Below are 23,000 nucleotides of genomic sequence, written 5' to 3' on the forward strand. Positions count from 1 at the left end.
CGACCCGCCAGCGGTGGGCCCGGCGTTCGGCCTGGACGCCGCCGGCGGGCTGGCCGCGCTGCGCGGCCTGCTGGCCCGGCCGCTGGCCTCGTACTACCTGCTGATCTCCAGCGCCGGCCTGCTGCTGGTGATCGGCCTGACCATGGTCTTCTCGGCGACCAGCGTGAAGAACTACGCCGAGGTGGGCAACGCCTTCGCCGACCTCACCCAGCAGGCCATCTTCGCGGTGATCGGCGTGGTGGCGTTCTGGCTCTGCCAGCGGCTGCCGGCGAGCACCTACCGCTCGGTCGCCCGGATCGCGCTCGGGGTCGCGGTGGCGCTGCTGCTGGTGCTGAACCTGCTGCTCGCCCTGAACTCGTTCTTCGAGGTGGAGCAGGTCGGGCCGCTGCGCGCCGACCTGCTCTGGCTGTTCGTCGGCGGCATCCAGCTCCAGCCCTCCGAGCTGGCGAAGTTCGCGCTGGTGCTGTGGGGCGCCGACGTGCTGGCCCGCAAGGGCGCCCGGCTGGGCTGGTGGAAGGAGTTGGCCACCCCGCTGTTCCCGGTGGTCGCACTGCTGTTCGTGCTCGTCGGCTACAACGACGTCGGCACCATGCTCTGCCTGCTCGCCCTGGTCGTCGGCCTGCTCTGGGCGGCCGGGGTGCGGGCCAAGGTGTTCGCGGTGCTGTCGGTGATCGGACTGGTCGGCATCGGCCTGCTGGTCGCCGCCGCCTCGCTGGGCGCCGGGTCCGGGGCGCGCGGGGAGGAGAACTACCGGCTGGCCAGGCTCACCCTGTTCTTCAACCCGCCCGACCCGGTGGAGTGCTTCGAGACCTGGTGCTACCAGACGGCCCAGGCCCGCAACGCCATCGAGCACGGCGGCTGGTTCGGCGTGGGGCTGGGCAAGAGCAGCCTCAAGTTCGGCTGGCTGCCCGAGGCGCACAACGACTTCATCTTCGCGATCCTCGCCGAGGAACTGGGCGTGGTCGGCTGCATGGTGCTGATCACCCTGTTCGCGGTGCTCGGCTACACCGGGCTGCGGATCGCCCGCCGGGTGGAGGACCCGTTCCGCCGGCTCGCCGCGGCCGGGGCGACCACCTGGCTGGTCGGCCAGGCGATCATCAACATCGGCGGCGTCATCGGCCTGATGCCGATGACCGGTGTGCCGCTGCCGTTCATCTCCGACGGCGGAAGCGCCCTGGTGGTGACCCTGGCGGCGATCGGGATGCTGGCGTCGTTCGCCCGCGCGGAACCCGACGCGGCCCGAGCCCTGCATGCGCGTCCACCCGCCCGATGGGTCCGACTACTCTGGGCCCCGTTGCCGCCGCTTCCCGTCCGGCGCCGCCGTCCGGCGCCGCCGCCGGCGGACCGTGGGTCCGTACCCCGGTCCCGGGCGCGGCGCGAGGACGACCAGGCCGCATCCCGCGCCGCCCGGCCCGACCGGGCCCGGGGCGGGTCGGCGAGCGAGAGGAGACGCTGATGGGTCCGCTGCGTTCGGTGGTGCTCTGCGGAGGGGGCACGGGTGGCCACATCTACCCGCTGCTCGCCTTCGCCGACTGCCTGCGCCGACACGACCCGGGCGTCCGGATCACCTGCCTCGGCACACCGAAGGGCCTGGAGAACGAGCTGATCCCGCCGGCCGGCTACGACCTGCGGCAGATCCCGGCGTACCAGCTTCCCCGGTCGGTGAACATGAGCCTGGTCCGCACCCCGGACCGGATGTGGAAGGCGGCCCGCGCGGCGGGCAGGGTGATCGACGAGGTCCGGGCCGACGTGGTCGTCGGCTTCGGCGGGTACGTCTCGGTGCCCGGCTACCTCGCCGCGTGGCGGCGTGAGCTGCCGATCGTCATCCACGAGGTGAACGTGCCGCCGGGGGTGGCCAACCGGCTCGGGATGAAGTTCACGAAGAACGTCGCGGTGGGCTTCCCGCACCAGCCGGCCCAGTCCGAGGTGCTGCGCGACGCCCGGGTGGTCGGCGTGCCGCTGCGCCGGGGCATCGCCGGGCTGGACCGGGCCGCCAACGCCGCCGCCGCCCGCGCCCACTTCGGACTCCGCCCCGACCTGCCGGTGCTCTTCGTCGCCGGCGGCTCGCAGGGTGCCCGCTCGATCAACCTCGCGGTGGCCGGGGCGGCCAAGGAGCTGGCCCGGCACGGGGTGCAGGTGCTGCACGTGATGGGCGCCCGCAACGAGCCGGTGCCGGTCCCCACCGACCTGCCGGTGCCGTACGTGACCCTGCCGTACCTGTCCCAGATGGAGATCGGCTACGCCGCCGCCGACCTGATGCTCGGCCGGGGCGGGGCGATGACCTGTGCCGAGGTCGCGGCGATCGGCCTGCCCACCGTCTACGTGCCGTACCCGCACAGCAACCAGGAGCAGAAGCGCAACGCGCTGCCCGTGGTGGAGGCCGGCGGCGGGCTGCTCGTCGACGACGCCGAGCTGACCCCGGCCTGGGTGGAGGGCACGATCATTCCGCTGATCCGCGACCCGCACCGGCTCGCCGCGATGGGCGCCGCCGCGGCGGCCTACGGGCGGCGCGACGGCGACGAGGCGCTGCTGAACTTCGTCTACGAGGCGGTGGCACGGTGAGCGCGAGGAGTGAGCTTGCGAGCCCCGCAGTCGCGAACAAGGGAGGCACGGTGAGCGCGAGGAGTGAGCTTGCGAGCCCCGCAGTCGCGAACAAGGGAGGCACCGTGAGCGGGCCGACCGTCGAGACCGGAAGGTACCCGTCATGAACACCGCGCAGTTCACCCCGGCCGGCACGCTGACCGCCGAGGACCTGGGCCGGATCCACCTGATCGGGGTCGGCGGGGTCGGGATGAGCGGGCTGGCCCGGCTGTTCCTGACCCGGGGCCTGCCGGTCTCCGGCAGCGAGCTGCGGGAGTGGCCGTCGTTGGCCGGGCTGCGCGCGCTGGGCGGGACCATCCACTCCACCCACGAGCCGGCCAACCTCGACGGCGTCGACACCGTCGTCTACTCCTCGGCCATCCCCCAGGACCACCTGGAGATGGTGGAGGCGCGCCGGCGCGGGCTGCGGGTGCTGCACCGCTCCGAGGCCCTGGCCGCGGCGATGACCGGCCGGCGGACGGTGGCGGTGGCCGGCACCCACGGCAAGACCACCACCACCTCGATGGTGACGATGGTGCTCCAGCAGGCCGGGGTCGATCCGTCCTTCGTGATCGGCGGGGAGATCTCCGAGGTCGGCTCCGGGGCGCACCACGGCACCGGCGAGCACTTCGTGGTCGAGGCGGACGAGAGCGACCGCTCGTTCCTCATCTACCGCCCGTACGTCTCGGTCATCACGAACATCGAGGCGGACCACCTCAACACCTATGGCGACCTGGCCACCCTGGAGGCGGCGTTCGCCGAGTTCGCCCGACTCACCGACCCCGACGGGTTCATCGTCACCTGCGCCGACGACCCGGGCGGGCGGCGGCTGGCCGAGACGCTGCGGGCCGAGGGGCGCCGGGTGCACACGTACGGCGAGGCGCCGGACGCCGACCTGCGGCTGAGCGAGATCGTCTCGTCCGCTCAGGGGGTGCGCTACCTGGCCGAGGTGGACGGCCGCTCGCTGGGCGAGATCCGGCTGCCGGTGCCGGGGCGGCACATGGGACTCAACAGCGCCTCGGCGGTGCTGACCGCGTACCTGCTGGGGTTGCCGGTCGAGGCGGCGGAGGCGGCGCTCGGGTCGTTCCCGGGCGTGCGGCGGCGCTTCGAGCGCAAGGGCGTCGCCGACGGGGTGCTGGTCTACGACGAGTACGCCTACCATCCGACCTCGATGACCCTGGCGTTGCAGACGCTGCGCGAGGTGGCCGGCGCGGGTCGGCTGATCGTGGTGTTCCAGCCGTACCGGCTCTACCGAACCCGGGACCTCCAGGCGGAGATCGCCGCGGCGCTGGGCATCGCCGACGAGCTGGTGCTGCTGGAGGTCTTCGGCCCCGGCGAACTGCGCCAGCCCGGCGAGGGCTCGGCCGCGCTGATCGAGGCCGTGCCGCTGCCCGCCGACCGGAAGGTCTTCGCGGACTCCTGGGACGACGCGCCGGTGGAGGTGGCCCGCCGGGCCCGCTCCGGCGACGTGGTGGTGACCATGGGCGCGCCGCCCATCTCGCTGATGGGCGACCAGCTCCTGGACGCCCTGTCGGCCCGCGCCCGTGACGCCGCCGGCGTCGGCCCTGCCGTCGACCCGGACGGCTCGGCGGCCACCACCGGATGAGCCCCGGTCCGGCGCGCGGGCGTACCACCGGCGCGGACCCGGGCGGCGGCCGGCGCGGGCCGGTGCGCCGCTGGCAGCTGGTCCGGGCCGGAACCGACGCGGTGCCGCCGTCCGCGCGGCGGTTCATGGCCCGGGCCCGGCAGCGCCGGATGCGCGCGGCGTTGCCCTGGGCGGTGGCCGCCGGGGTGCTCGTCGTGGTCGCGCTGGTGGCCTGGACGGTGTTCGGCACCGGCCTGCTCGGGGTGCGCGAGGTCCGGGTGGAGGGCGCCAAGCTGGTCAGCCCCGTGGAGGTCCGCGAGGCCGCCGGAGTACCGGACGACTTCCCGCTGGCCCGGGTGGACCTGGCCGGCACCGCCCGGCGGATCGGCGCGCTGGCCCCGGTGCAGCAGGCGACGGTCACCCGGGACTGGCCGGGCACGCTGGTGGTGCGGGTGGTGGAGCGGACGCCCGTGGCGGCGGTGCCGCAGGGCGGCGCGTTCGCGGTGGTCGACCGGTCCGGGGTGGTCTTCCGGTCCCTGCCTCGGCCGCCGGACGGCCTGCCGGTGGTGCGGGTCGGCCGGCCGGGCCCGGAGGACCCGGGCACCCGGGCCGGGCTGGAGGTACTGGCCGCGCTCACCCCGCAGCTACGTGGGCAACTGGTGGAGGTGACCGTGGCGGGGTTGGCCCGGATCAGCCTGCGGTTGGCCGGCGACCGGACCGTGGTCTGGGGGGACGCCACCCGGGGCGCGGACAAGGCCCGGGTGGCCACCGCCCTGCTCGGTCGTGAGGCCGACACGATCGACGTCAGCGCCCCGGACGTGGTCACCTTCAAGTGACTGGCCGGTCAGCGGCCCGTCCGGGGTGGCCGGTGGCGCGCGGCGGTGAGGCGTGGCCCTCTCCTGGCGGCGACACGCCGGGCGGGTCCTTGGCTCCGGGCGTGGGGCCGCTTACGTTGCCCCGAAGAGGATCAGTGGTTGACATAACTGTAAGCCTCTAGTAGAGGGTGAGGGTTCAGCTCTCGGCCTCGTAGGGACAGGCTGACTGTCGACGCTGGTCTGGCCAAGCCGTGTGGGGTCGGCCCATGCCAATCTCGAAGGGAAAGGACCGGAGATGACACCTCCGCACAACTACCTGGCGGTCATCAAGGTCGTCGGCATCGGGGGCGGCGGCGTCAACGCCGTCAACCGGATGATCGAGGTTGGGCTCAAGGGCGTCGAGTTCATCGCGATCAACACCGACGCGCAGGCGCTGCTGATGAGCGACGCCGACGTCAAGCTGGACGTCGGCCGCGAGCTGACCCGCGGACTCGGCGCGGGCGCCAACCCGGACGTGGGCAAGAACGCCGCCGAGGACCACCGCGACGAGATCGAGGAGGTGCTCAAGGGCGCCGACATGGTCTTCGTGACCTGCGGCGAGGGCGGCGGCACCGGCACCGGCGGCGCGCCGGTGGTGGCGAACATCGCCCGCAAGCTCGGCGCGCTGACCATCGGCGTGGTCACCCGGCCCTTCTCCTTCGAGGGCAAGCGCCGCCAGGTGCAGGCCGAGGCGGGGATAGACGAGCTGCGCAACCAGTGCGACACGCTGATCGTCATCCCCAACGACCGGCTGCTGGCGCTCGGCGACCGCAACATCAGCATGATGGACGCGTTCCGCACCGCCGACCAGGTGCTCCTCTCCGGTGTCCAGGGCATCACCGACCTGATCACCACCCCGGGTCTGATCAACCTGGACTTCGCCGACGTCAAGAGCGTGATGAGCGGCGCGGGCAGCGCCCTGATGGGCATCGGCAGCGCCCGCGGGGAGAACCGCGCGGTGGAGGCGGCCGAGGCGGCCATCTCCAGCCCGCTGCTGGAGCAGAGCATGGACGGCGCGCGCGGCGTGCTGCTCTCCATCGCCGGCGGCTCCGACCTGGGCCTGTTCGAGATCAACGACGCGGCCCAACTGGTCACCGACGCGGCCCACCCGGACGCCAACATCATCTTCGGCGCGGTCATCGACGACGCGCTCGGCGACGAGGTGCGGGTCACCGTGATCGCCGCCGGCTTCGACGGCGGCACCCCGGCGTACAAGGCGGCCGAGCCGGGCCGCAAGACCAACCAGAACCAGCCGGCCCAGCCCGCCGCGCCGGTGCCGCCCCAGACCACCATGCCGGCGCCGACCCAGTCGCCGCGCCGCGTGCTCTTCGACGACGTGGACGTGCCGGACTTCCTCAAGAACGGATCCTGACCAGCGGCGATGACCGACGCGAAGCCGACCGTGCGCCCGGACCGCCGGGCCGAGCTGGCGGCCGGGCTGGCCCAGGTCCGGGCCCGGATCGCCGATGCCTGCGCGACCGCCGGGCGGGACCGGTCCGAGGTCACCATGGTCGCGGTCACCAAGACCTACCCGGCCTCCGACGTGCTGGTCCTGGCCGGGCTCGGGGTGACCGAGGTGGGGGAGAACCGGGACCAGGAGGCCGCCGGCAAGGCCGCCGAGGTGGCCGCCGCCGGGGTGACCCCGCGGTGGCACTTCATCGGGCAGTTGCAGCGCAACAAGTGCCGCTCGGTGGTCCGGTACGCCGACGTCGTCCAGTCGGTCGACAGCGCCCGGCTGGCCCGGGCGCTGGGCGCCGCGGCGGCGGCCGGCCGGGAACGACCCCTCGACGTGCTGGTCCAGCTCAGCATCGACGGCGACCCGGCCCGCGGCGGCGCGCTGCCGGGCTCCGCCGATCCGGACGCCGGGCTGGGGCCGGTGGCCGAGGCGGTCGCCGGCGCGGCCGGGCTGCGGCTGGCCGGGCTGATGGCGGTGGCCCCGCTGGGCTGGGAGCCGCAGCGGGCGTTCGCCCGGCTGGCCGAGGTGGCGCGGGAGTTCCGGGCCGCCCATCCGGAGGCGGTCGCCCTCTCCGCCGGAATGAGCGGCGACCTGGAAACCGCGATCGAGTACGGCGCGACACATGTCCGCGTCGGCAGCGCGTTGCTCGGAATGCGTTCCACGCTGCGGTAGCCTGACCGCGAGAGAAGCAAATTACATCAGTGTTGTTTCAGGAGCGGCGTCCCGTTGTCAGGGGGCAGGGCCCGAGACCGCGAATCGCGGGCCGGGGATTGCCGCTCCGGTCCGGTGGGCAGTTGGTAGTCCACTCGCGAGAAGCGACACGGCACGGGGGCGCGTGCCGCACGGCGGACGGAAGGGCGCGGGATGGGTGCACTGCGCAAGGCGGGGGTCTGGCTCGGTCTGGTCGAGGAGGACGACGAGCGGGCCTACGACGACGGTGGCTACGACAAGGGTGGCTACCGCGAGTCGCGTTACCGGCAGGGCCGGTACGCCGAGGAGTTCGCCGACGACGATGACGACGAGGCCGACGAGCCGCCGGCTCCCCGGCCCCGGGCCGGGGAGCGGGGTCGGCTGACCGAGCGCTCCGCGAGCCGCCCGCTGGACGGCGACCGGGCCGAGTCCGACCGGCCGGAGCGGGTCGAGCGCGAGCGCCCCGACCGGTCCAGCGTCCGGTCGATCACCCGCAACTCCACCGGCGACGGCTCGGGCGCGCTGACCTACCACACCCGGGACAACCTGGCCCTGGCCCCGCAGTCGCAGAGCCGGGAGCGGGTGGCGCCGGCCGAGGAGGAGCAGCGGTACCAGATCACCACGCTGCACCCGACCACGTACCGGGAGGCCCGCACGATCGGGGAGCACTTCCGCGACGGCGTACCAGTGATCATCAATCTCACCGAGATGGACGAGGCGGATGCCCGCCGACTGGTCGACTTCGCCGCCGGGTTGGCGTTCGGCCTGCGCGGTACGATCGAGCGCGTGACCAACCGGGTGTTCCTGCTCTCACCGGCCAACGTCCAGGTCACCGCGGAGGACAAGGCCAAGATTGCCGAGGGCGGGTTCTTCAGCCTGAGTTAGCCCCGCCCGACCGAGGGACGTCGCCTGCTGTGTTGTCGATCCTGCTGCAAGTCCTGTACCTGATTCTGTATGTCTTCCTGATCATTCTTCTGGCCCGGTTTGTCCTCAGCGCGGTCCTTGCCTATGGCCGCCGCTGGCAGCCGGGGCGGGGAGCGACGGCGGGACTGGAATCCGTGTGGAGCGTCACTGATCCGCCTCTCAAGGCGTTGAGGCGTGTGATCCCTCCGCTGCGAATTGGTACCGTGAGCATCGACCTGGCCTCCCTTGTGCTCCTGGTTATCCTGTTCGTGCTGATGGAGTTCGTGTTGAAGCGGCTGATCCTAGGGTGAACACCCGCAGGTCCAGCCCGCTACGCGGCCGCAACTGACCCGAGGAGTTTCGATGCCGCTGACCCCGGCCGACGTCCACAACGTCGCCTTCAAAAAGCCGCCGATCGGCAAGCGGGGGTACGACGAGGAGGAGGTCGACGCCTTCCTGGACGAGGTCGAGCGTGAGCTTGCCCGTCTGATCGAGGAGAACAACGAGCTGCGCGCCCAGGTGGAGCGCGGTGGTCGTGGCGGTGCCCCCGCCGGCCCCGGCGGCGACGCCCGGCTCGCCGCCGAGCTCAACGACGTCAAGGCCCAGCTCGACCGGGTGCAGCGCGACAAGGCGGCGGCCGAGCAGGCCGCCCGCGCGATGCAGGCGGAGCTGGAGCAGGTCCGCGCCCAGGGCGGCGCGACCGCGACCGGCGACGGCGAGCAGCAGGCGCTGCGGGTGCTGATGATGGCCCAGCGCACCGCCGACGACCACGTCTCCGACGCCCGTCGCGAGGCCGACCAGCTGCTCTCCGAGGCCCGTTCCAAGGCCGAGGAGGTCACCCGCGAGGCGCGCGCCAAGGCCGACGCGCTGGAGCGCGACGCCCGCCAGCGGCACCAGGAGGCCATGGGCGGCCTGGACGCCAAGCGCACCGCGCTGCAGAAGCACATCGAGGAGCTCAAGCAGTTCGAGCGGGAGTACCGCACCCGGCTCAAGGCGTACCTGGAGAGCCAGCTGCGCGACCTCGACGGCCGGGGCCAGGGCCTGGAGGCCGAGATGACCCGCGAGGGCAACCGGGCCGTGGGGGGCAGCAACGGCCTCGCGGCTGCCGGCCTCGCCGGCTCGTACGGCGGCGGTCGTTCCGGCGCTCTGGAGTCGGGCCGCTGATTCCGGTGCGGCGGTCGTCGTGGGGACGACCGCCGACCGCGCCCACCTGAATCCGACGCGGCGGGGGTGAGCCGTGATAGTCGCAAGCCTGCTGCTCATCCTCGTCGCCGTCGTGCTTCTGGTGGTCGGCCTCACCGGTGGCTCCAGCCTGCTGCTGGCCGCCTCCATCGCGGCCAGCCTGCTGGCCGCCGTCGCGTTGGTGGTCGGTGCCCGCCAGGCAGCCGCCACCCGGGCGGCAGCCGGGCGGTCCGACCCGGACGCCCACCGGGCCCGCCGGCGACCGGCCGGCGACGACCCGGAGGCCGGGGAACCCACTCCGGCCGGACCGGACATCCCGGTCCAGCACGTTCCTACGACGAGCGGTGCCGACGACACCGGGTGGCGGCAATCACCCGGTTCGTCGGCCGTCGGGGAGGACCCGCACGTCCCGCCCGCCGACGGGCAGCCGTACCCGGCCGAGGGCCCGCACGACCTGTCCTTCGACGGGCAGCCGTACGCCGACCAGGACGATCCGTACGCCGGCCCGGCCGACCCGGACCAGGTCGCCGTGCCGCCGGACGAGCCGCCCGCGCTGCGGGTGTCCCCGCCGGACGCCGCGCTGGTCGCCCGGCTCGACGCCGAGGTCCAGGTCGTCGACGGGCGCCCCCGCTACCACCTGGCCGACTGCCCGCACCTGTTCGGCCGTGACGCCGAGCCGCTGCCGGTGGCCGAGGCCGTCCGGCTGGGCTTCACCCCGTGCGCCCGCTGCGCGCCGGACACCTTCCTGCTCGCCGACGCCCGGCCGCTCTGACCCCCGATGGACGACACGCTCACCGTCGCCGTGCGGGTGAAGCCGGGGGCCGCCCGGGCCCGGGTCGGCGGCCGGCACGACGGCCCGCACGGGCCGGCCCTGGTGATCGCCGTGAACGCCCCGCCGGTCGACGGCCGGGCCACCGAGGCGGCCCGGCGGGCGCTGGCCGACGCGCTCGGCGTCCGGCCGGCGGCCGTGTCGCTGCGGGCCGGCGCGGCCAGCCGGGACAAGCTCTTCCTCGTCGAGCGCCCGCCGCCGGAGCTGGCGCAGGCGCTGCGCCGGCTGCGCGACGGGGCCGACCGGTGACGGCTGCCCGTCCCGGGTCGGCATGACCCCCGGGTTCGACCTGGCACTGCTGCTCGGCGCCGCGGTGCTGCTGGTGGCCGTCGGCGCGGTCCGGTTCTCCACCCGGCTGGGCGTGCCGAGCCTCCTGGTCTACCTCGCGCTCGGCGTGGCGATCGGCGAGTCCGGGTTGGGCATCCGGTTCGACGACGTCGAGCTGACCCGCACCCTCGGTTTCTGCGCCCTGATCGTGATCATCGCCGAGGGCGGGCTGACCGCCCGGTGGAGCACCCTGCGCCCGGTGCTCGGGCTGGCCGCGGCGCTGTCCACCGTCGGGGTGGTGGTGAGCATCCTGGTGGTCGGCCTGTCGGTGCACCTGCTGCTCGGGTTGGACTGGCGGCTGGCGATGCTCTACGGCGCGGTGCTCTCGTCCACCGACGCCGCCGCCGTCTTCGCCACCCTGCGCCGGCTGCGCCTGCCGCCCCGGCTGGTCGCCACCCTGGAGGCCGAGTCGGGGATGAACGACGCCCCGGTGGTGCTGCTGGTGGTGTTGCTGTCCCGCTCGGCCACCGATGCCGCCCACCCGTGGTGGTACGAGGGCCTGCTGCTCGGCTACGAGCTGGGGGTGGGCGCCGTGGTCGGGCTGGGCGTCGGGTTCGCCGGCCGGGCGGCGTTGCGCCGGGCGGCGCTGCCCTCGGCAGGGTTGTACCCGATCGCGGCGGTCGGCTTCACCGTGCTCGCGTACGCGGCGGGCGCGGTGCTGCACGCCTCCGGCTTCCTGGCCGTGTACGTCGCGGGGGTGCTGCTGGGCAACGCCCGGCTGCCGCATCGGCAGGCCATCCTCGGCTTCGCCGACGGGCTGGCCTGGCTGGCCCAGATCGGCCTGTTCGTCCTGCTGGGGCTGCTGGCCTCGCCGGGTCGGCTGGACGCGGCGCTGCTGCCGGCGGTCGTCGCCGGGCTGGCGCTGGTGCTGGCCGCCCGGCCGCTGTCGGTGGCGGTGTCCGCCTGGCCGTTCCGGTTCGGCCTGCGTGACCAGGCGTTCCTGTCCTGGGCCGGGCTGCGCGGGGCGGTGCCGATCGTGCTGGCGACCATCCCGCTGTCGGAGCGGGTGCCGGGGGCGGAGCGGCTTTTCGACGCGGTCTTCGTGCTGGTGGTCATCTTCACCCTGCTCCAGGCCGGCACGCTCGCCCCGGCCGCCCGCTGGTTGAGGGTGACCGCGCCCGCCGAGCCGGCGGAGATCAGGGTGGAGATCGCGCCGCTGGAGCGGATGCGGGCGGACCTGCTGCAACTCGAGGTGCCTGCGCAGTCGCGGCTGGCCGGGGTGCACGTGGACGAGCTGCGGCTGCCGGCGGGTGCCTCGGTGACCCTGGTGCTGCGCGACGGGGCGGGCTTCGTGCCCGGCCCGGACACCCGGCTGAAGGCCGGCGACAGCCTGCTGATCGTCGCGACGGCGGGGGTGCGGGACGCCACCGAGCGGCGGCTGCGCGCGGTCAGCCGCCGGGGGCGCCTGGCTCGGTGGTTTGGCGAGTACGGCGAGGATCGCGACGGTTGATCTGCTAGCGTTCCTTTTGCCCAATTAAGGGCTTTTCGGGGCGGAATGACGGGGCGGCGGTGCGGCACGTTGTCGGACGCCTGTACGTTCCGTATTCTTGCCAACCTCCGGAGTGCACGGCGATCGCTGCCGTGCGCCCGTTTTGTTACCTGGGGGCGCCAGGCCGGCGGCCCCTGTCCAGGGGCCGCGGCAGCGCCGCGGCGCCGCGGCGCGAGGGAGCGACGATGGCGAAGCCAGCCGACACCAGGACCGCCGGCCGCAAGCCGGTGGCCAAGGCCACCCGCAGCGCCGCGGAGACCGACAAGATCCGGGCGGCCCTGGCGGCCCGGCGGGACGAGTTGCGCGCCGAGTACGATCAGACGCTGAGCGAGATCACCGAGCTGCAGCGCGACCGGCTGACGGACTCGGCCGGGGACGACCAGGCCGACACCGGTACCAAGACGTTCGAGCGGGAGCAGGAGATCTCACTCGCCAACAGCATCCGGGAACGGATCGCGCAGGTCGAGCGGGCGCTGGAGCGGCTCGACGAGGGCGGCTACGGCTGGTGCGAGCGGTGCGGCGACCCGATCCCGGTGGAGCGGCTCGCCGCCTTCCCGTCGGCGACCCTCTGCGTGAAGTGCAAGCAGCTGGAGGAGCGGCGCTGACCTCGCTCCCCGGCCGATCAGGACGGTGAGTGATCACCGCCGAGAGCGTCGATGGGGAGCAGATGACGGCTACACCGCCCGCCGGGTCCGAGACCCGCACCGCCGAGCCGGGCGGGAGTGGGCCTCTCGCCCGGCGCCGGGCGATCGTGATCCTCGTCTCGGTCGCCCTGGTGGCGTTCCTGGCCGACCTGCTCACCAAGCACTTCGCCCTGCTCGCGCTCAGCGACCGGGAGCCGGTGAGGCTGCTCGGGGGAGCGGTCTACCTCAGCCTCACCCGCAACAGCGGGGCGGCGTGGAGCATCGGCGCCGACCACACCTGGGTCTTTCCGCTGATCACCACCGCGGTGATCGGCTGGATCGGCTGGATGGCGCTGCGGCTGCGCTCGCTGCCCTGGGCGGTCTCGCTCGGCCTGGTGCTCGGCGGGGCGCTGGGCAACCTGGCCGACCGGATCTTCCGCGCTCCCGGCCACTTCGTCGGCCACGTGGTCGACATGATCAGCCTCTTCGACCCGTACGGCCAGGTGTGGCCGGTGTTCAACCTGGCCGACAGCTCGCTGGTCTGCGGCGTGGTGCTGGCCGTGGCGCTGGAGCTCACCGGGCGCCAGCGCGACGGCTCCCGGCTCGGCAAGGACAAGGCCGCCGACGAGGCCCCGGCCGCGCAGCGGGAGCGGGCATGACCGCGGCGTTCGCCGCGGGCGGCGACCAGCGGTCCCTGCCGGTGCCGGACGGCCTGGACGGGATGCGGCTCGACCAGGCGGTGTCCCGGCTCTTCGGGCTCTCCCGCACCGCCGCCGCGGCCCTGGTCGACGCCGGCGACGCGCTGGTCGACGGCGCGGCGCGGCCCAACTCGCACAAGGTCAAGGCCGGCTCGTGGCTGGAGGTGACGCTGCCCGCCCCGGTCGCCCCGCCGACCGTGGTGCCGCAGGCGGTTCCCGGCCTGCGCGTGGTGTACGCCGACGACGACATCGTGGTGGTGGACAAGCCGGTGGGCGTGGCGGCCCACCCCAGCCCCGGCTGGACCGGACCGACCGTGATCGGCGGGCTGGCCGGCGTCGGGCACCGGATCTCCACCAGCGGCGCCGCCGAGCGCCAGGGCGTGGTGCACCGCCTCGACGTCGGGACCACCGGGATCATGGTGGTGGCCAAGAGCGAGCAGGCGTACACCGCGCTGAAGCGCGCCTTCAAGTACCGCGAGGTGGAGAAGCGCTACCACGCCGTGGTGCAGGGCCACCCGGACCCGCTGCGCGGGACCATCGACGCCCCGATCGACCGGCACCCGAACCACGACTACCGGTGGGCCGTGGTCTCCGGCGGCAAGCCCAGCGTCACCCACTACGACACGCTGGAGGCGTTCCCGGCGGCGAGCCTGCTGGACGTCCGGCTGGAGACCGGGCGGACCCACCAGATCCGGGTGCACTTCTCCGCCCTGCGGCACCCCTGCGTGGGCGATCTCACCTACGGCGCGGACCCGACGCTGTCCGCCCGGCTGGGCCTGGACCGGCAGTGGCTGCACGCGAGGTCGCTGAGCTTCCTGCACCCGCGGACGGGTGACGAGGTGACCTTCGTCAGCGACTACCCTGCCGACCTGGAACGGGCGTTGCTGATCCTCCGCGACTGACCCGACGTCCGCCGAGACTCATCCGACGAGGGGGACCGCCCCGGTGCGCGCTGCCGAACCGCCGCAGTCCGACCAGCAGCCGCGCGACGACCAGCCGCTGCCGGTCCCGGACCCCGGGCCGGCCGTCGCGTCCGGCCCCGCCGCCGGTCCGGCCGTGCCGGCAGCGGCCCGCCGGCTGCCCCGCTGGCTCACCTCGGCCGCGGTGGCGGCGGTGGCGGCGGTGCTGCTCACCGCCGGATGGGCGAGCCGCCAGGACCGGCCGGCGGGGGACCGCACGGTGGGCGAGGTGACCCGGGTCGGGATCGCCTCGGGCGACCCGATCCCCGGCTACCTGCGCGCCGCCGAGGCCGAGCTGGCCGCCCTGCCGGCCGCAGGGTCGCCGGCCGGCACGTACGCGCTGGTGGCGTTCTCGGCGTACGTCGCCCCGGGCGGGCTGCCGGCGCTGCTTGACGGCGTGTCCGTCGCGGAGGTGGTGGCCCGGGCGCCGCTGCCCGGCCGGCAGACCGAGATCGTCCGACTGGCGGTCCAGTGGCTGCCGCAGGACGTGACCGCCGGGCTGGCCGGGGTGGCCGACCGCAAGGACCGCGAGGCCATCGACCAGCGGGCCCGGGCCGCCGGCGCCGCCGACCCCGAGCTGCGCCGGGGGTACGAGACCGGGGCGCGGGTCGCGGCGGGCGAGGCGGCGGCGTACCGGGCGGGGTGTGCCTGCGTGTACGCGGCGGTGGTGCGGGGCACGCCGGAGGCGCTGCGGGACCTGGCCGGCCGGCCCCGGATCCGGGCCGTCGACCCGGCCCCCGAGCTGCGCCGGCTGGACCGTGCGGTGGTCACCCCGCCGCTGCCCGAACAGCGCGACGTGGCCCGCCCGCCGGCCGACACCGGGCCGGTGCCGGGGGTGGGCGAAACGTCGGAAGCGGCACCGAAGGTCGCGGCGTCGTCACCGCCCGTCGGCCCGGCGTCGGCCGGACAGGTCGCGCCGAGCGCCGCGACCTCGCCGGATACGGCCGGCGGCGGCCCGGCGGCGGTGCCCCGGTGACAAAGACGGATCAGGATGTGCACGGACCGGTGTGGTCCGAATAGGGTTTCGTTCGTAGCCTGTCAGGCGGAGATCGATGGCGCTGGGAGGGCGAGCCTTGGACGGCACGGAGACCGGCTGGGGTCGACCGGCCGAGCCGGCACCGCGGTGGCGGGCGCTGCTCGACCGGGCCCGCCACGGCGGTCGCACCGCGGAGCAGGCCGAGGCCGACCATCGTGCCGAGGAGGCGTCCCGGGCGGCCCCCGAGCCGTTGCCCCGGCGCGTGTCGGGCAACGGCTACGCCGGGCGGGCGGCGGCGATCGGCCCGTCCGCCGAGCCGTCGTACGGCGCGGAGCCCGGCCACCGGGCCGAGCCGCCCCCCGGGGGCTACCGGGCCGGGGCGAGCTACCGGGTGGACCCGGCCTATCGGATCGACCCGTCCTACCAGCCTGACCCGTCCTACCAGCCCGAACCGTCCTACCGGGCCGAACCGACGTACCAGCCCGAACCGACGTACCAGGCCGAACCGACGTACCAGGCCGAACCGACGTACCGGGCCGAGGCGGCCTATCCGGTCGAGCCGGCGTACCAGGTCGAGCCGTCCTACCAGCCCGGACCGGCGTGGCGGGCCGAGCCGGGCCGCCCCGAGCCGGAGCCGGTACGCCGGGCCGACCCCGCCCCGCCCGCCCAGTCCCGCTACGCGTTGCTGGACAACGGCTACCGGCCCGAGCCGCCGCCGGCCGAGTCCCGGTACGCGCTGCTGGACAGCGGCGGCTACCGGCCCGAGCCGACCTACCAGCCAACGGCGGAGCCGGTCGAGCCGGCGTACCGGCCGGCGGTCGAGTCGGGCTACCCGGTCGAGCCGGTCTACCAGCCGCCGGTCGAGCCGGCGTACCAGGCCGGGCCGCCGGCGGTGGTGGACCGGGGCTACCCGGCCCGGATCGAGTGGCGACCGCCGAGCCCGGAGAGCGAGCTGGAGCGGGCCGCCGGGGTCCTCCGCCGCGAGTTGGGCACCCCCCGGGTGCTCGCCTTCGCCAACCCCAAGGGCGGGGTGCACAAGACCACGGCCACGGTGCTGGCCGCCGCCACCGTCGGCAGCGTGCGGGGCCGGGGCGTGCTCGCCTGGGACGACAACGAGCTGCGCGGCACCCTCGGGCTGCGCGCCGGCAGTGCCCGGCACGCCCGGACCATCCGGCACCTGATCCACGACCTCGCCCAGATCGAGATCCTGGAGGGCGGGGCCCTGCTGGGGCAGCTCGACGACTACCTGCGGCACGCCTCCGACGGCTCGTACGACGTGCTGGCCGGGGAGGAGAGCCCCCGGTTCGCCCAGCGGCTGGACCAGTTCACCGTCAAGCGGGTGCTGGAGCTGCTGCGCCGTACCCACGACGTGGTCTGCGTGGACACCGGCAACAACGTGGAGAGCCCGAACTGGCGGTCGGTGATGCAGGCGGCCGACCAGCTCGTGGTGACCACCGTGCCGCGGGAGGACGCCGCGTTCAGCGCGGACTGGATGCTCGACCTGCTGCACGAGGTCGGCATGGGCGAGCTGGCCGACAACGCGGTCACCCTGATCTCCTGCCCGACGCCCGGCCGCTCCCCGCTCCAGGACGACCTGGAACGGCACTTCGCCACCCGCACCCGGGCCGTGGCCGTGGTGCCGTACGACCCGGCGCTGGAGACCGGGTCCTCGATCGAGTACCAGCAGCTCCAGCCGGAGACCCGCCAGGCCTGGCTGCGCGCCGCGTCGATCATGCTCGAACCCTTCGCCCGCTGAGGTCGTCCGGCGGCACCGCCGCCCCGGGCGCGGGCCAGGTCTGGAAGGATCAACCGGTGAGCCCGGACACCTCCGATTCCGACCGCCCCGTGCCCCCACCCGCCGCGCCCGGCGGGCCCGAGTCAGGGGCGCAACCCCGGCCGGCGGCGGGCCCGCAGGCCCCCGGGCGGTCGGCCGGCCTGCCGGTTCCGGCGGGCACCCCGGCCGCCGCGCCCGGCGCGGACCCGCTCGCCTGGCCGGCCCCCGGGCCGGCGACGCCCGACACCGGGAACGTCCCGCCCCCCGCCGCCGACCGGCCCGCGCACCGGCCGGGCCGGTCGCTCGCGGTGGCGCTCGGCGCGGCGGCGGCGCTGGCCGCGCTGGGCGTGCCGCTGGGGCTGCTGTGGGCGGCTGTCGCGCCCGACACCCCGGTGGTCAAGACCGCCGAGGGTGCCGTCTACGCCCAGCCGCAGCCGGAGCAGCCGATCGCCGCGGACGGCTGGTTCAGCATGCTCGGGCTCGGCTTCGGCGTGCTCGCCGCGCTGGCCCTGTGGATGCTGCTGCGTCGCCACCGGGGGCCCGCCGGGCTGCTCGCCGGCGTGCTCGGCGGGCTCGCGGCGGCCCCGGTGGCCTGGCAGGTCGGTCGCCGGATCGGCCTGTCGACGTACGACCGGCTGCTGGCCGACGCCCCGCCGGGGCAGGCGTTCACCAAGCCCGCCGACCTGCGCGCCGGGGGCGTGCACTGGTTCCTCGACGTGCTCCCGGTGCCGTACGGCAACCTGCTGCTGCCGGCGTTCGCCGCGGCCGTGGCGTACACCCTGCTGGCCGGCTGGTCCCGCTGGCCGTCGCTGCGACCGGAGCCGCCGCCCGAGCTGGCCTGGGTGCTGGCCGCCCCGCCCGGCGGCCCCCCGGCCGGCCCGCCCCCCGCGACCCCCGGCCCGCCGGGGGTCAGTTCGGGGCCGGCGGGCTCGCCAGCTCCGACAGCGGCACCGGAACTGCCCGCACCTGGCGCAGGAGAGCCGCCTCGCGGTTGAGCAGCCGCAGCTCGGCGCGGAGCCGGGCGGCGGTGTCGTCGATGGCGAGCAGCCGCTGCCGGTCGTCCACGGTCAGCAGGGCCGTCGCGGCGACCAGGTGGGACAGGACGGTGGGGTCCTCCGGGAGCTGCTCGGAGATCTCCTCCGGGTCGGGGCGGATCAGGCCGAGGTACTGCCGGAACACCGAGATGACCCGGGCCGCCAGCAGGTCGGCGGCCTCGTCCGGGCCGCCCGGCTCCGGCAGCCACTCCACCTCGGCGGTCAGGTACGGCTCGGCCCGCTCGTCGACGTCGGTGACGCGGAACCGCCGCCGCCCCACCGTGACGATGTCGAACCCGCCGTCTGTCAGCTCGGTCACCTGACGCAGCTCGGCGGTGCAGCCCACCTCGTGCAGCGTGACGTCCCCGACGCCGGGGACGGGCCGCTCCGTGGCCCCGGGGGCCACCTCCCAGCCGGCCCGGATCGCCACCACCCCGAACTCGCGGGGCGCGCCCTCGGGCAGGCTCACCAGATGGCGCACCAGGGCTCGGTAGCGCTCCTCGAAGATGTGCAGCGGCAGCACCAGGCCGGGGAAGAGCACCGTCCCGAGGGGGAAGATCGGCAACCGTGCAGTCACGTGGTCGAGCCTAGCCCGCCCGCGCCGCGTCGGCGTGGCTCGGCTCACCGTCCCGCCGTGCGGACGGCGCGGGTCCGGGCCGGGCCGTCCGCCTAGACTCGCAAGCGTGTTGAATCGGATCGACCTGCGCGGCGGCGGCCGGGACCCCCGCCGCCTGCTGCCCCGTGCCCAACTCGACGTCTCCGTGGCCGTCGAGCGGATCCGCCCGCTCGTGGAGGCGGTCCGGGAGCATGGGTACCCGGCGATCCGGGAGGCGAGTGAGCGGTTCGACGGCGTCTCGCCGGAGCGGCTGCGGGTTCCCGCCCAGGCGATCGCCGAGGCCGAGGGGACGCTCGACCCGCCGGTCCGCGCCGCGCTGCTGGAGTCGATCAGCCGGGCCCGGAAGGTGCACGCCGACCAGCGGCGCACCGACCACACCACGCAGGTGGTGCCGGGCGGCACGGTCACCGAGCGCTGGGTGCCGGTGGACCGGGTCGGCCTGTACGTCCCCGGCGGCCTGGCGATGTACCCGTCGACCGTGGTGATGAACGTGGTCCCCGCCCAGGCGGCCGGGGTCCGCTCCCTGGTGGTGGCCAGCCCGCCCCAGCAGGCCAACGGCGGCCTGCCCGACGCCCGGGTCCTCGCGGCCTGCGCGCTGCTCGGCGTCGACGAGGTGTACGCCGTCGGCGGCGCCCAGGCGGTGGCCATGCTCGCGTACGGCTCGCCGGTCGACCCCACCGGCGCGGAGCGCTGCGACCCGGTCGACATGATCACCGGCCCGGGCAACATCTGGGTGACCGCCGCGAAGCGGCTGCTGCGCGGGGTGGTCGGCATCGACGCCGAGGCCGGCCCCACCGAGATCGCCATCCTCGCCGACGACACGGCCGACCCGGCGCACATCGCCGCCGACCTGGTCAGCCAGGCCGAGCACGACCCCCTCGCGGCCAGCGTGCTGGTCACCCCCTCGCCCGCGCTGGCCGAGGCGGTCGAGCGGGAACTGGCCCGCCAGGTGCCCGCGACCAAGCACGCCGAGCGGGTCAGCACCGCGCTCACCGGCGAGCAGAGCGGCGTGGTCCTCGTCGACGACCTGGAGGCCGGCCTGCGGGTGGTCGACGCGTACGCCGCCGAGCACCTGGAGATCCAGACCGAGAACGCCCGCGAGTGGGCGCTGCGGGTGCGCAACGCCGGGGCGATCTTCGTCGGCCCGTGGTCGCCGGTGTCGCTGGGCGACTACTGCGCGGGCTCCAACCACGTGCTGCCCACCGGCGGCTGCGCCCGGCACTCCTCGGGCCTGTCGGTGCAGTCCTTCCTGCGCGGCGTCCACCTGGTGGAGTACACGCGCGAGGCGCTGCGCGAGGTGGCCCCGCACGTGGTCACCCTCGCCGGGGTGGAGGACCTGCCGGCCCACGGCCAGGCGGTCAGCGCGCGCTTCCCGGAGGACGCCCCGTGAGCGAGCGAACCATCAGGCTCAGCCCGCACCGGCCGCAGGCCGTCACCGAACGGAGCGGGGTGGCGGCATGACCAGGCTCGACGACCTGCCGATCCGCGACGACCTGCGCGGGCTGTCGCCGTACGGGGCGCCGCAGCTTGACGTGCCGGTGCGGCTGAACACCAACGAGAACTCCTACCCGGTGCCCGAGCCGGTGGTCGACGCGATCGGCAAGGCCCTCGCGGCGGAGCTGCGCGACCTCAACCGGTACCCGGACCGGGACGCCGTGGCGCTGCGCGCTGACCTGGCGGCCTACCTGGGCCACGGGCTCACCGTCGAGCAGGTGTGGGCGGCCAACGGCTCCAACGAGATCCAGCAGCAGCTCCTCCAGGCGTTCGCCGGCCCGGGGCGCAGCGCGCTCGGCTTCACCCCGGCGTACTCGATGCATCCGCTGCTGGCCCTGGGCACCGGCACCCGCTGGGTGCCGGGCCGGCGCGGGGCGGACTTCGGGCTGACCGCCGACGAGGCGGTGGCCCAGGTCCGCGAGCACCGGCCCGACCTGGTCTTCCTCTGCTCGCCGAACAACCCCACCGGAACCGCGCTGGACCCGGCGGTGGTCGCCGCGGTGCTGGCGGAGGCCCCCGGCATGGTGGTGGTCGACGAGGCGTACGCCGAGTTCGCCCGCCCCGGCGCGGTCAGCGCCCTCGCGGTGCTGCCCGGCCACCCGAGGCTGGTGGTGAGCCGGACGATGAGCAAGGCGTTCGGCTTCGCCGGCGGCCGGCTCGGCTACCTGGCCGCCGACCCGGCCGTGGTGGCGGCGGTGCAGCTCGTGCGGCTGCCGTACCACCTCTCCGCGCTCACCCAGGCCGCCGCCCGCGCGGCGCTGGCGCACCGCGACGCCCTGCTCGGCACGGTGGCAGCGATCAAGGAACAGCGGGACCGGATCGTCGCCGAGCTGCGCGCCCGGGGCCACCGGGTGGCCGACAGCGACGCCAACTTCGTGCTGTTCGAGGTCGGCGGCGACCAGGCGGCGGCCTGGCGTGCCCTGCTCGACGCCGGTGTGCTGGTCCGCGACGTCGGGCTGCCCGGCTGGCTGCGGGTCACCGCCGGCACCCCCGCCGAGACCGATGCCTTCCTCACCGCAGCGGAGAGAGTGCTGTGAGTGTGCGAGCCCCGCAGTCGCGACCGAAAGGCGAGCAATGAGCCGGACCGCCCGGGTGGAGCGGATCACCAAGGAGACCAAGGTGCTCGTCGAGATCGACCTCGACGGCACCGGAGCGGCCGAGATCGGCACCGGGATCGGCTTCTACGACCACATGCTGCACCAGATCGCCCGGCACGGCGGCTTCGACCTGACCGTGCGCACCGTCGGCGACCTGGAGATCGACGCCCACCACACGATGGAGGACACCGCGCTGGCCCTGGGCACCGCGTTCGACGAGGCGCTGGGGGACAAGGCGGGCATCCGACGGTACGGCTCGGCCACCGTCCCGATGGACGAGGTCCTGGTCCGGGCCGCCGTCGACCTGTCCGGCCGCCCGTACGTGGTGCACGACGAGCCGCCGCTCGCGCCGTACATCGGCCCGGTCTACCCGACCAGCATGACCCGGCACATCTGGGAGTCCTTCGGCCAGGCGGCCCGGATCACCCTGCACGTGGACGTGCTGCGGGCGGCCCGCCCCGGCGGCCACCCGGACGCCCACCACGTGGTGGAGGCCCAGTTCAAGGCGGTCTCCCGCGCGCTGCGCGAGGCCACCGCCATCGATCCGCGCGCGGCCGGCGCGATTCCCAGCACGAAGGGCGCGCTGTGAGGCCGGGCGCGCGGAAGGGACGATCCTGATGGGGTCGGTGCTGCCGACGCTGCTGCTGATCCTCGCCGGGGTACTGGTCGGCGGGGTCTGGTCGCTGTACCGCCAGGGCGCGCCCCGCGGCGCGGTGGTGATCACCGCGCTGCTCGCGGTGCTGGCCACCATCGGCGGGGTGCTCTGGCTGCTGCCCGGGGAGGGCTGATGACGAAGCGGATCGTGGTGCTCGACTACGGCTCGGGCAACCTGCGCTCGGCGGAGCGGGCCCTGGAACGGGCCGGCGCGGACGTCACGGTGACCGACGACCTGACCGCCGTCGCCGAGGCCGAGGGCCTGGTCGTCCCGGGCGTCGGCGCGTTCGCCGCCTGCATGGCCGGGATCGAGGCGATCGGCGCCGGCCCGGTGATCGCCGAACGGGTCGCCGCCGGCCGCCCGGTGCTGGGCATCTGCGTCGGCATGCAGGTGCTCTTCGAGCACGGGGACGAGCACGGGGTGGTCACCAAGGGGCTCGGGCTGCTGCCCGGCGGGGTGACCAGGCTGACCGCCGCCCGGCTGCCGCACATGGGCTGGAACACGGTGCACGCCCCGGCGTCGTCGACGCTGTTCGCCGGCCTGCCGTCGGACAGCCGCTTCTACTTCGTCCACTCCTACGGGGTGACCGACCCGGCGGCGCTGGCCGCGGCCGGGGCGACGGTGACCACCGCGTACCACGAGACGGACTTCGTGGCCGCGGTGGAGCGCGGCGTGCTGTCGGCCGCCCAGTTCCATCCGGAGAAGTCGGCCGACACCGGCGCGGCGCTGCTGCGCAACTGGCTGGCCACCGTGACCGTCGGTGGCTGAGCGGGGCACCCGGCCGGGCCACGCCGCGGCCGGCCGCCCGCCCGCCGGCCCGGCGGCGCCGGGCCGGGGCGCCCGATGAGCAAGGAGCGGGCCCGTCGGCGGGAGGCCCGCGAGGCCCAGCTTGAGCGGGAGCGGGCCGTCCGCCGCCGCCGGGTGGCCCGCCGGGAGCGCCGCCGCGCGGTGGTACGCGGGCTGATGCCGCGCTGGCCGCGTCGCCGTTCGGGCCGGCTGGCCCGGCACACCCGGGGCGAGCGGGCCGCGATCGTGGGGCTGACCGGGGTGGCGGTGCTCGGCATCTGGAGTTTCGTCGACGACCTGGCGCTGCGGGTGGTGCTGGTCGTGTTGTTGCTGCTGGTCCTTCCGGCGGTCGTGGTGATCGCCCTGGACCGCCGGTCCTGATCCACCGTGTTC

25 protein-coding genes are annotated in these 23,000 nt (G+C 75.0%); 24 read left to right on the forward strand and 1 reads right to left on the reverse strand.

The annotated features are described in order from the left end of the window. Positions 1 to 49 precede the first annotated feature (49 nt). From OOK41_RS11930 to OOK41_RS12015, 18 genes are all read left to right on the forward strand, one after another. Complete coding sequence (locus tag OOK41_RS11930; RefSeq protein WP_266267789.1) at positions 50 to 1,456, forward strand: FtsW/RodA/SpoVE family cell cycle protein; 1,407 nt, start codon at positions 50 to 52, stop codon at positions 1,454 to 1,456. Further along, on the forward strand, positions 1,456 to 2,562 hold the full coding sequence (gene murG, locus OOK41_RS11935; protein ID WP_117668876.1) for an undecaprenyldiphospho-muramoylpentapeptide beta-N-acetylglucosaminyltransferase: 1,107 nt from the start codon (positions 1,456 to 1,458) through the stop codon (positions 2,560 to 2,562). Before OOK41_RS11930 ends, murG begins: the two co-directional genes overlap by 1 nt. A gap of 142 nt (positions 2,563 to 2,704) precedes the next feature. Continuing rightward, the gene (murC, locus tag OOK41_RS11940; RefSeq protein WP_266264616.1) at positions 2,705 to 4,186 is read left to right on the forward strand and encodes a UDP-N-acetylmuramate--L-alanine ligase; all 1,482 of its coding nucleotides are present in this window, start codon (positions 2,705 to 2,707) and stop codon (positions 4,184 to 4,186) included. Beyond that, on the forward strand, positions 4,183 to 5,001 hold the full coding sequence (locus OOK41_RS11945; protein WP_117668874.1) for a cell division protein FtsQ/DivIB: 819 nt from the start codon (positions 4,183 to 4,185) through the stop codon (positions 4,999 to 5,001). The genes murC and OOK41_RS11945 overlap by 4 nt, the downstream gene beginning before the upstream one ends. 274 nt (positions 5,002 to 5,275) lie before the next feature. Next, the gene (ftsZ, locus tag OOK41_RS11950; RefSeq protein ID WP_117668873.1) at positions 5,276 to 6,391 is read left to right on the forward strand and encodes a cell division protein FtsZ; all 1,116 of its coding nucleotides are present in this window, start codon (positions 5,276 to 5,278) and stop codon (positions 6,389 to 6,391) included. Between the two features lie 9 nt (positions 6,392 to 6,400). Then, positions 6,401 to 7,147 carry a YggS family pyridoxal phosphate-dependent enzyme gene (locus OOK41_RS11955; RefSeq protein WP_266264619.1) on the forward strand — a complete coding sequence of 249 codons (747 nt, stop codon included), beginning with the start codon at positions 6,401 to 6,403 and terminating at the stop codon, positions 7,145 to 7,147. A 192-nt stretch (positions 7,148 to 7,339) separates the two neighbouring features. Then, the gene (locus tag OOK41_RS11960) at positions 7,340 to 8,050 is read left to right on the forward strand and encodes a cell division protein SepF (RefSeq protein WP_117668871.1); all 711 of its coding nucleotides are present in this window, start codon (positions 7,340 to 7,342) and stop codon (positions 8,048 to 8,050) included. A gap of 29 nt (positions 8,051 to 8,079) precedes the next feature. Beyond that, the gene (locus OOK41_RS11965; protein WP_117668870.1) at positions 8,080 to 8,379 is read left to right on the forward strand and encodes a YggT family protein; all 300 of its coding nucleotides are present in this window, start codon (positions 8,080 to 8,082) and stop codon (positions 8,377 to 8,379) included. Between the two features lie 52 nt (positions 8,380 to 8,431). After that, positions 8,432 to 9,232, forward strand: coding sequence for a DivIVA domain-containing protein (locus OOK41_RS11970; protein WP_117668869.1), 801 nt, complete (start codon positions 8,432 to 8,434; stop codon positions 9,230 to 9,232). 73 nt (positions 9,233 to 9,305) lie between these two features. Next, a complete protein-coding gene (locus OOK41_RS11975; protein ID WP_117668868.1) occupies positions 9,306 to 10,022 on the forward strand; it encodes a hypothetical protein in 717 nt (238 codons plus the stop codon). 6 nt (positions 10,023 to 10,028) lie between these two features. Continuing rightward, positions 10,029 to 10,328: a DUF167 domain-containing protein gene (locus tag OOK41_RS11980; RefSeq protein ID WP_117668867.1), complete on the forward strand. Its 300-nt coding sequence runs from the start codon at positions 10,029 to 10,031 to the stop codon at positions 10,326 to 10,328. A gap of 22 nt (positions 10,329 to 10,350) precedes the next feature. Beyond that, a complete protein-coding gene (locus tag OOK41_RS11985) occupies positions 10,351 to 11,856 on the forward strand; it encodes a potassium/proton antiporter (RefSeq protein ID WP_266264623.1) in 1,506 nt (501 codons plus the stop codon). A 224-nt stretch (positions 11,857 to 12,080) separates the two neighbouring features. Further along, complete coding sequence (locus OOK41_RS11990; protein WP_117668865.1) at positions 12,081 to 12,500, forward strand: TraR/DksA family transcriptional regulator; 420 nt, start codon at positions 12,081 to 12,083, stop codon at positions 12,498 to 12,500. 62 nt (positions 12,501 to 12,562) lie between these two features. Next, complete coding sequence (lspA, locus tag OOK41_RS11995; protein WP_117668985.1) at positions 12,563 to 13,177, forward strand: signal peptidase II; 615 nt, start codon at positions 12,563 to 12,565, stop codon at positions 13,175 to 13,177. Beyond that, complete coding sequence (locus OOK41_RS12000; protein ID WP_266264624.1) at positions 13,174 to 14,118, forward strand: RluA family pseudouridine synthase; 945 nt, start codon at positions 13,174 to 13,176, stop codon at positions 14,116 to 14,118. The genes lspA and OOK41_RS12000 overlap by 4 nt, the downstream gene beginning before the upstream one ends. Positions 14,119 to 14,161: 43 nt before the next feature. Beyond that, on the forward strand, positions 14,162 to 15,151 hold the full coding sequence (locus OOK41_RS12005) for a hypothetical protein (RefSeq protein WP_266264626.1): 990 nt from the start codon (positions 14,162 to 14,164) through the stop codon (positions 15,149 to 15,151). Positions 15,152 to 15,227: 76 nt separating this feature from the next. Continuing rightward, positions 15,228 to 16,907, forward strand: coding sequence for an AAA family ATPase (locus OOK41_RS12010; RefSeq protein WP_266264627.1), 1,680 nt, complete (start codon positions 15,228 to 15,230; stop codon positions 16,905 to 16,907). An 89-nt stretch (positions 16,908 to 16,996) separates the two neighbouring features. Continuing rightward, positions 16,997 to 17,920 carry a DUF2567 domain-containing protein gene (locus OOK41_RS12015; RefSeq protein ID WP_266267790.1) on the forward strand — a complete coding sequence of 308 codons (924 nt, stop codon included), beginning with the start codon at positions 16,997 to 16,999 and terminating at the stop codon, positions 17,918 to 17,920. Here the strand turns inward: OOK41_RS12015 and OOK41_RS12020 are convergent. Next, positions 17,835 to 18,536, reverse strand: coding sequence for an LON peptidase substrate-binding domain-containing protein (locus OOK41_RS12020; RefSeq protein ID WP_266264630.1), 702 nt, complete (start codon positions 18,534 to 18,536; stop codon positions 17,835 to 17,837). The genes OOK41_RS12015 and OOK41_RS12020 overlap by 86 nt on opposite strands. Before the next feature lie 106 nt (positions 18,537 to 18,642). Between OOK41_RS12020 and hisD the strand changes: the two genes are divergently transcribed. The 6 genes from hisD to OOK41_RS12050 all read left to right on the forward strand — a co-directional run bounded on the left by hisD (position 18,643) and on the right by OOK41_RS12050 (position 22,988). After that, complete coding sequence (hisD, locus tag OOK41_RS12025) at positions 18,643 to 19,965, forward strand: histidinol dehydrogenase (RefSeq protein WP_266264631.1); 1,323 nt, start codon at positions 18,643 to 18,645, stop codon at positions 19,963 to 19,965. A 67-nt stretch (positions 19,966 to 20,032) separates the two neighbouring features. After that, complete coding sequence (locus OOK41_RS12030; RefSeq protein ID WP_266264633.1) at positions 20,033 to 21,106, forward strand: histidinol-phosphate transaminase; 1,074 nt, start codon at positions 20,033 to 20,035, stop codon at positions 21,104 to 21,106. Positions 21,107 to 21,143: 37 nt separating this feature from the next. Continuing rightward, positions 21,144 to 21,755, forward strand: a complete 612-nt coding sequence (hisB, locus tag OOK41_RS12035; protein WP_266264635.1) for an imidazoleglycerol-phosphate dehydratase HisB — start codon at positions 21,144 to 21,146, stop codon at positions 21,753 to 21,755. A 28-nt stretch (positions 21,756 to 21,783) separates the two neighbouring features. Beyond that, positions 21,784 to 21,954, forward strand: a complete 171-nt coding sequence (locus tag OOK41_RS12040) for a hypothetical protein (RefSeq protein WP_165878132.1) — start codon at positions 21,784 to 21,786, stop codon at positions 21,952 to 21,954. Beyond that, positions 21,954 to 22,589: an imidazole glycerol phosphate synthase subunit HisH gene (gene hisH / locus OOK41_RS12045; protein ID WP_266264637.1), complete on the forward strand. Its 636-nt coding sequence runs from the start codon at positions 21,954 to 21,956 to the stop codon at positions 22,587 to 22,589. Before OOK41_RS12040 ends, hisH begins: the two co-directional genes overlap by 1 nt. Before the next feature lie 75 nt (positions 22,590 to 22,664). Next, complete coding sequence (locus OOK41_RS12050; protein WP_117668856.1) at positions 22,665 to 22,988, forward strand: hypothetical protein; 324 nt, start codon at positions 22,665 to 22,667, stop codon at positions 22,986 to 22,988. The last annotated feature ends 12 nt before the right edge of the window (positions 22,989 to 23,000 follow it).

It is taken from the genome of Micromonospora sp. NBC_01655, assembly GCF_026339755.1.
Taxonomy (GTDB): Bacteria; Actinomycetota; Actinomycetes; order Mycobacteriales; family Micromonosporaceae; genus Micromonospora.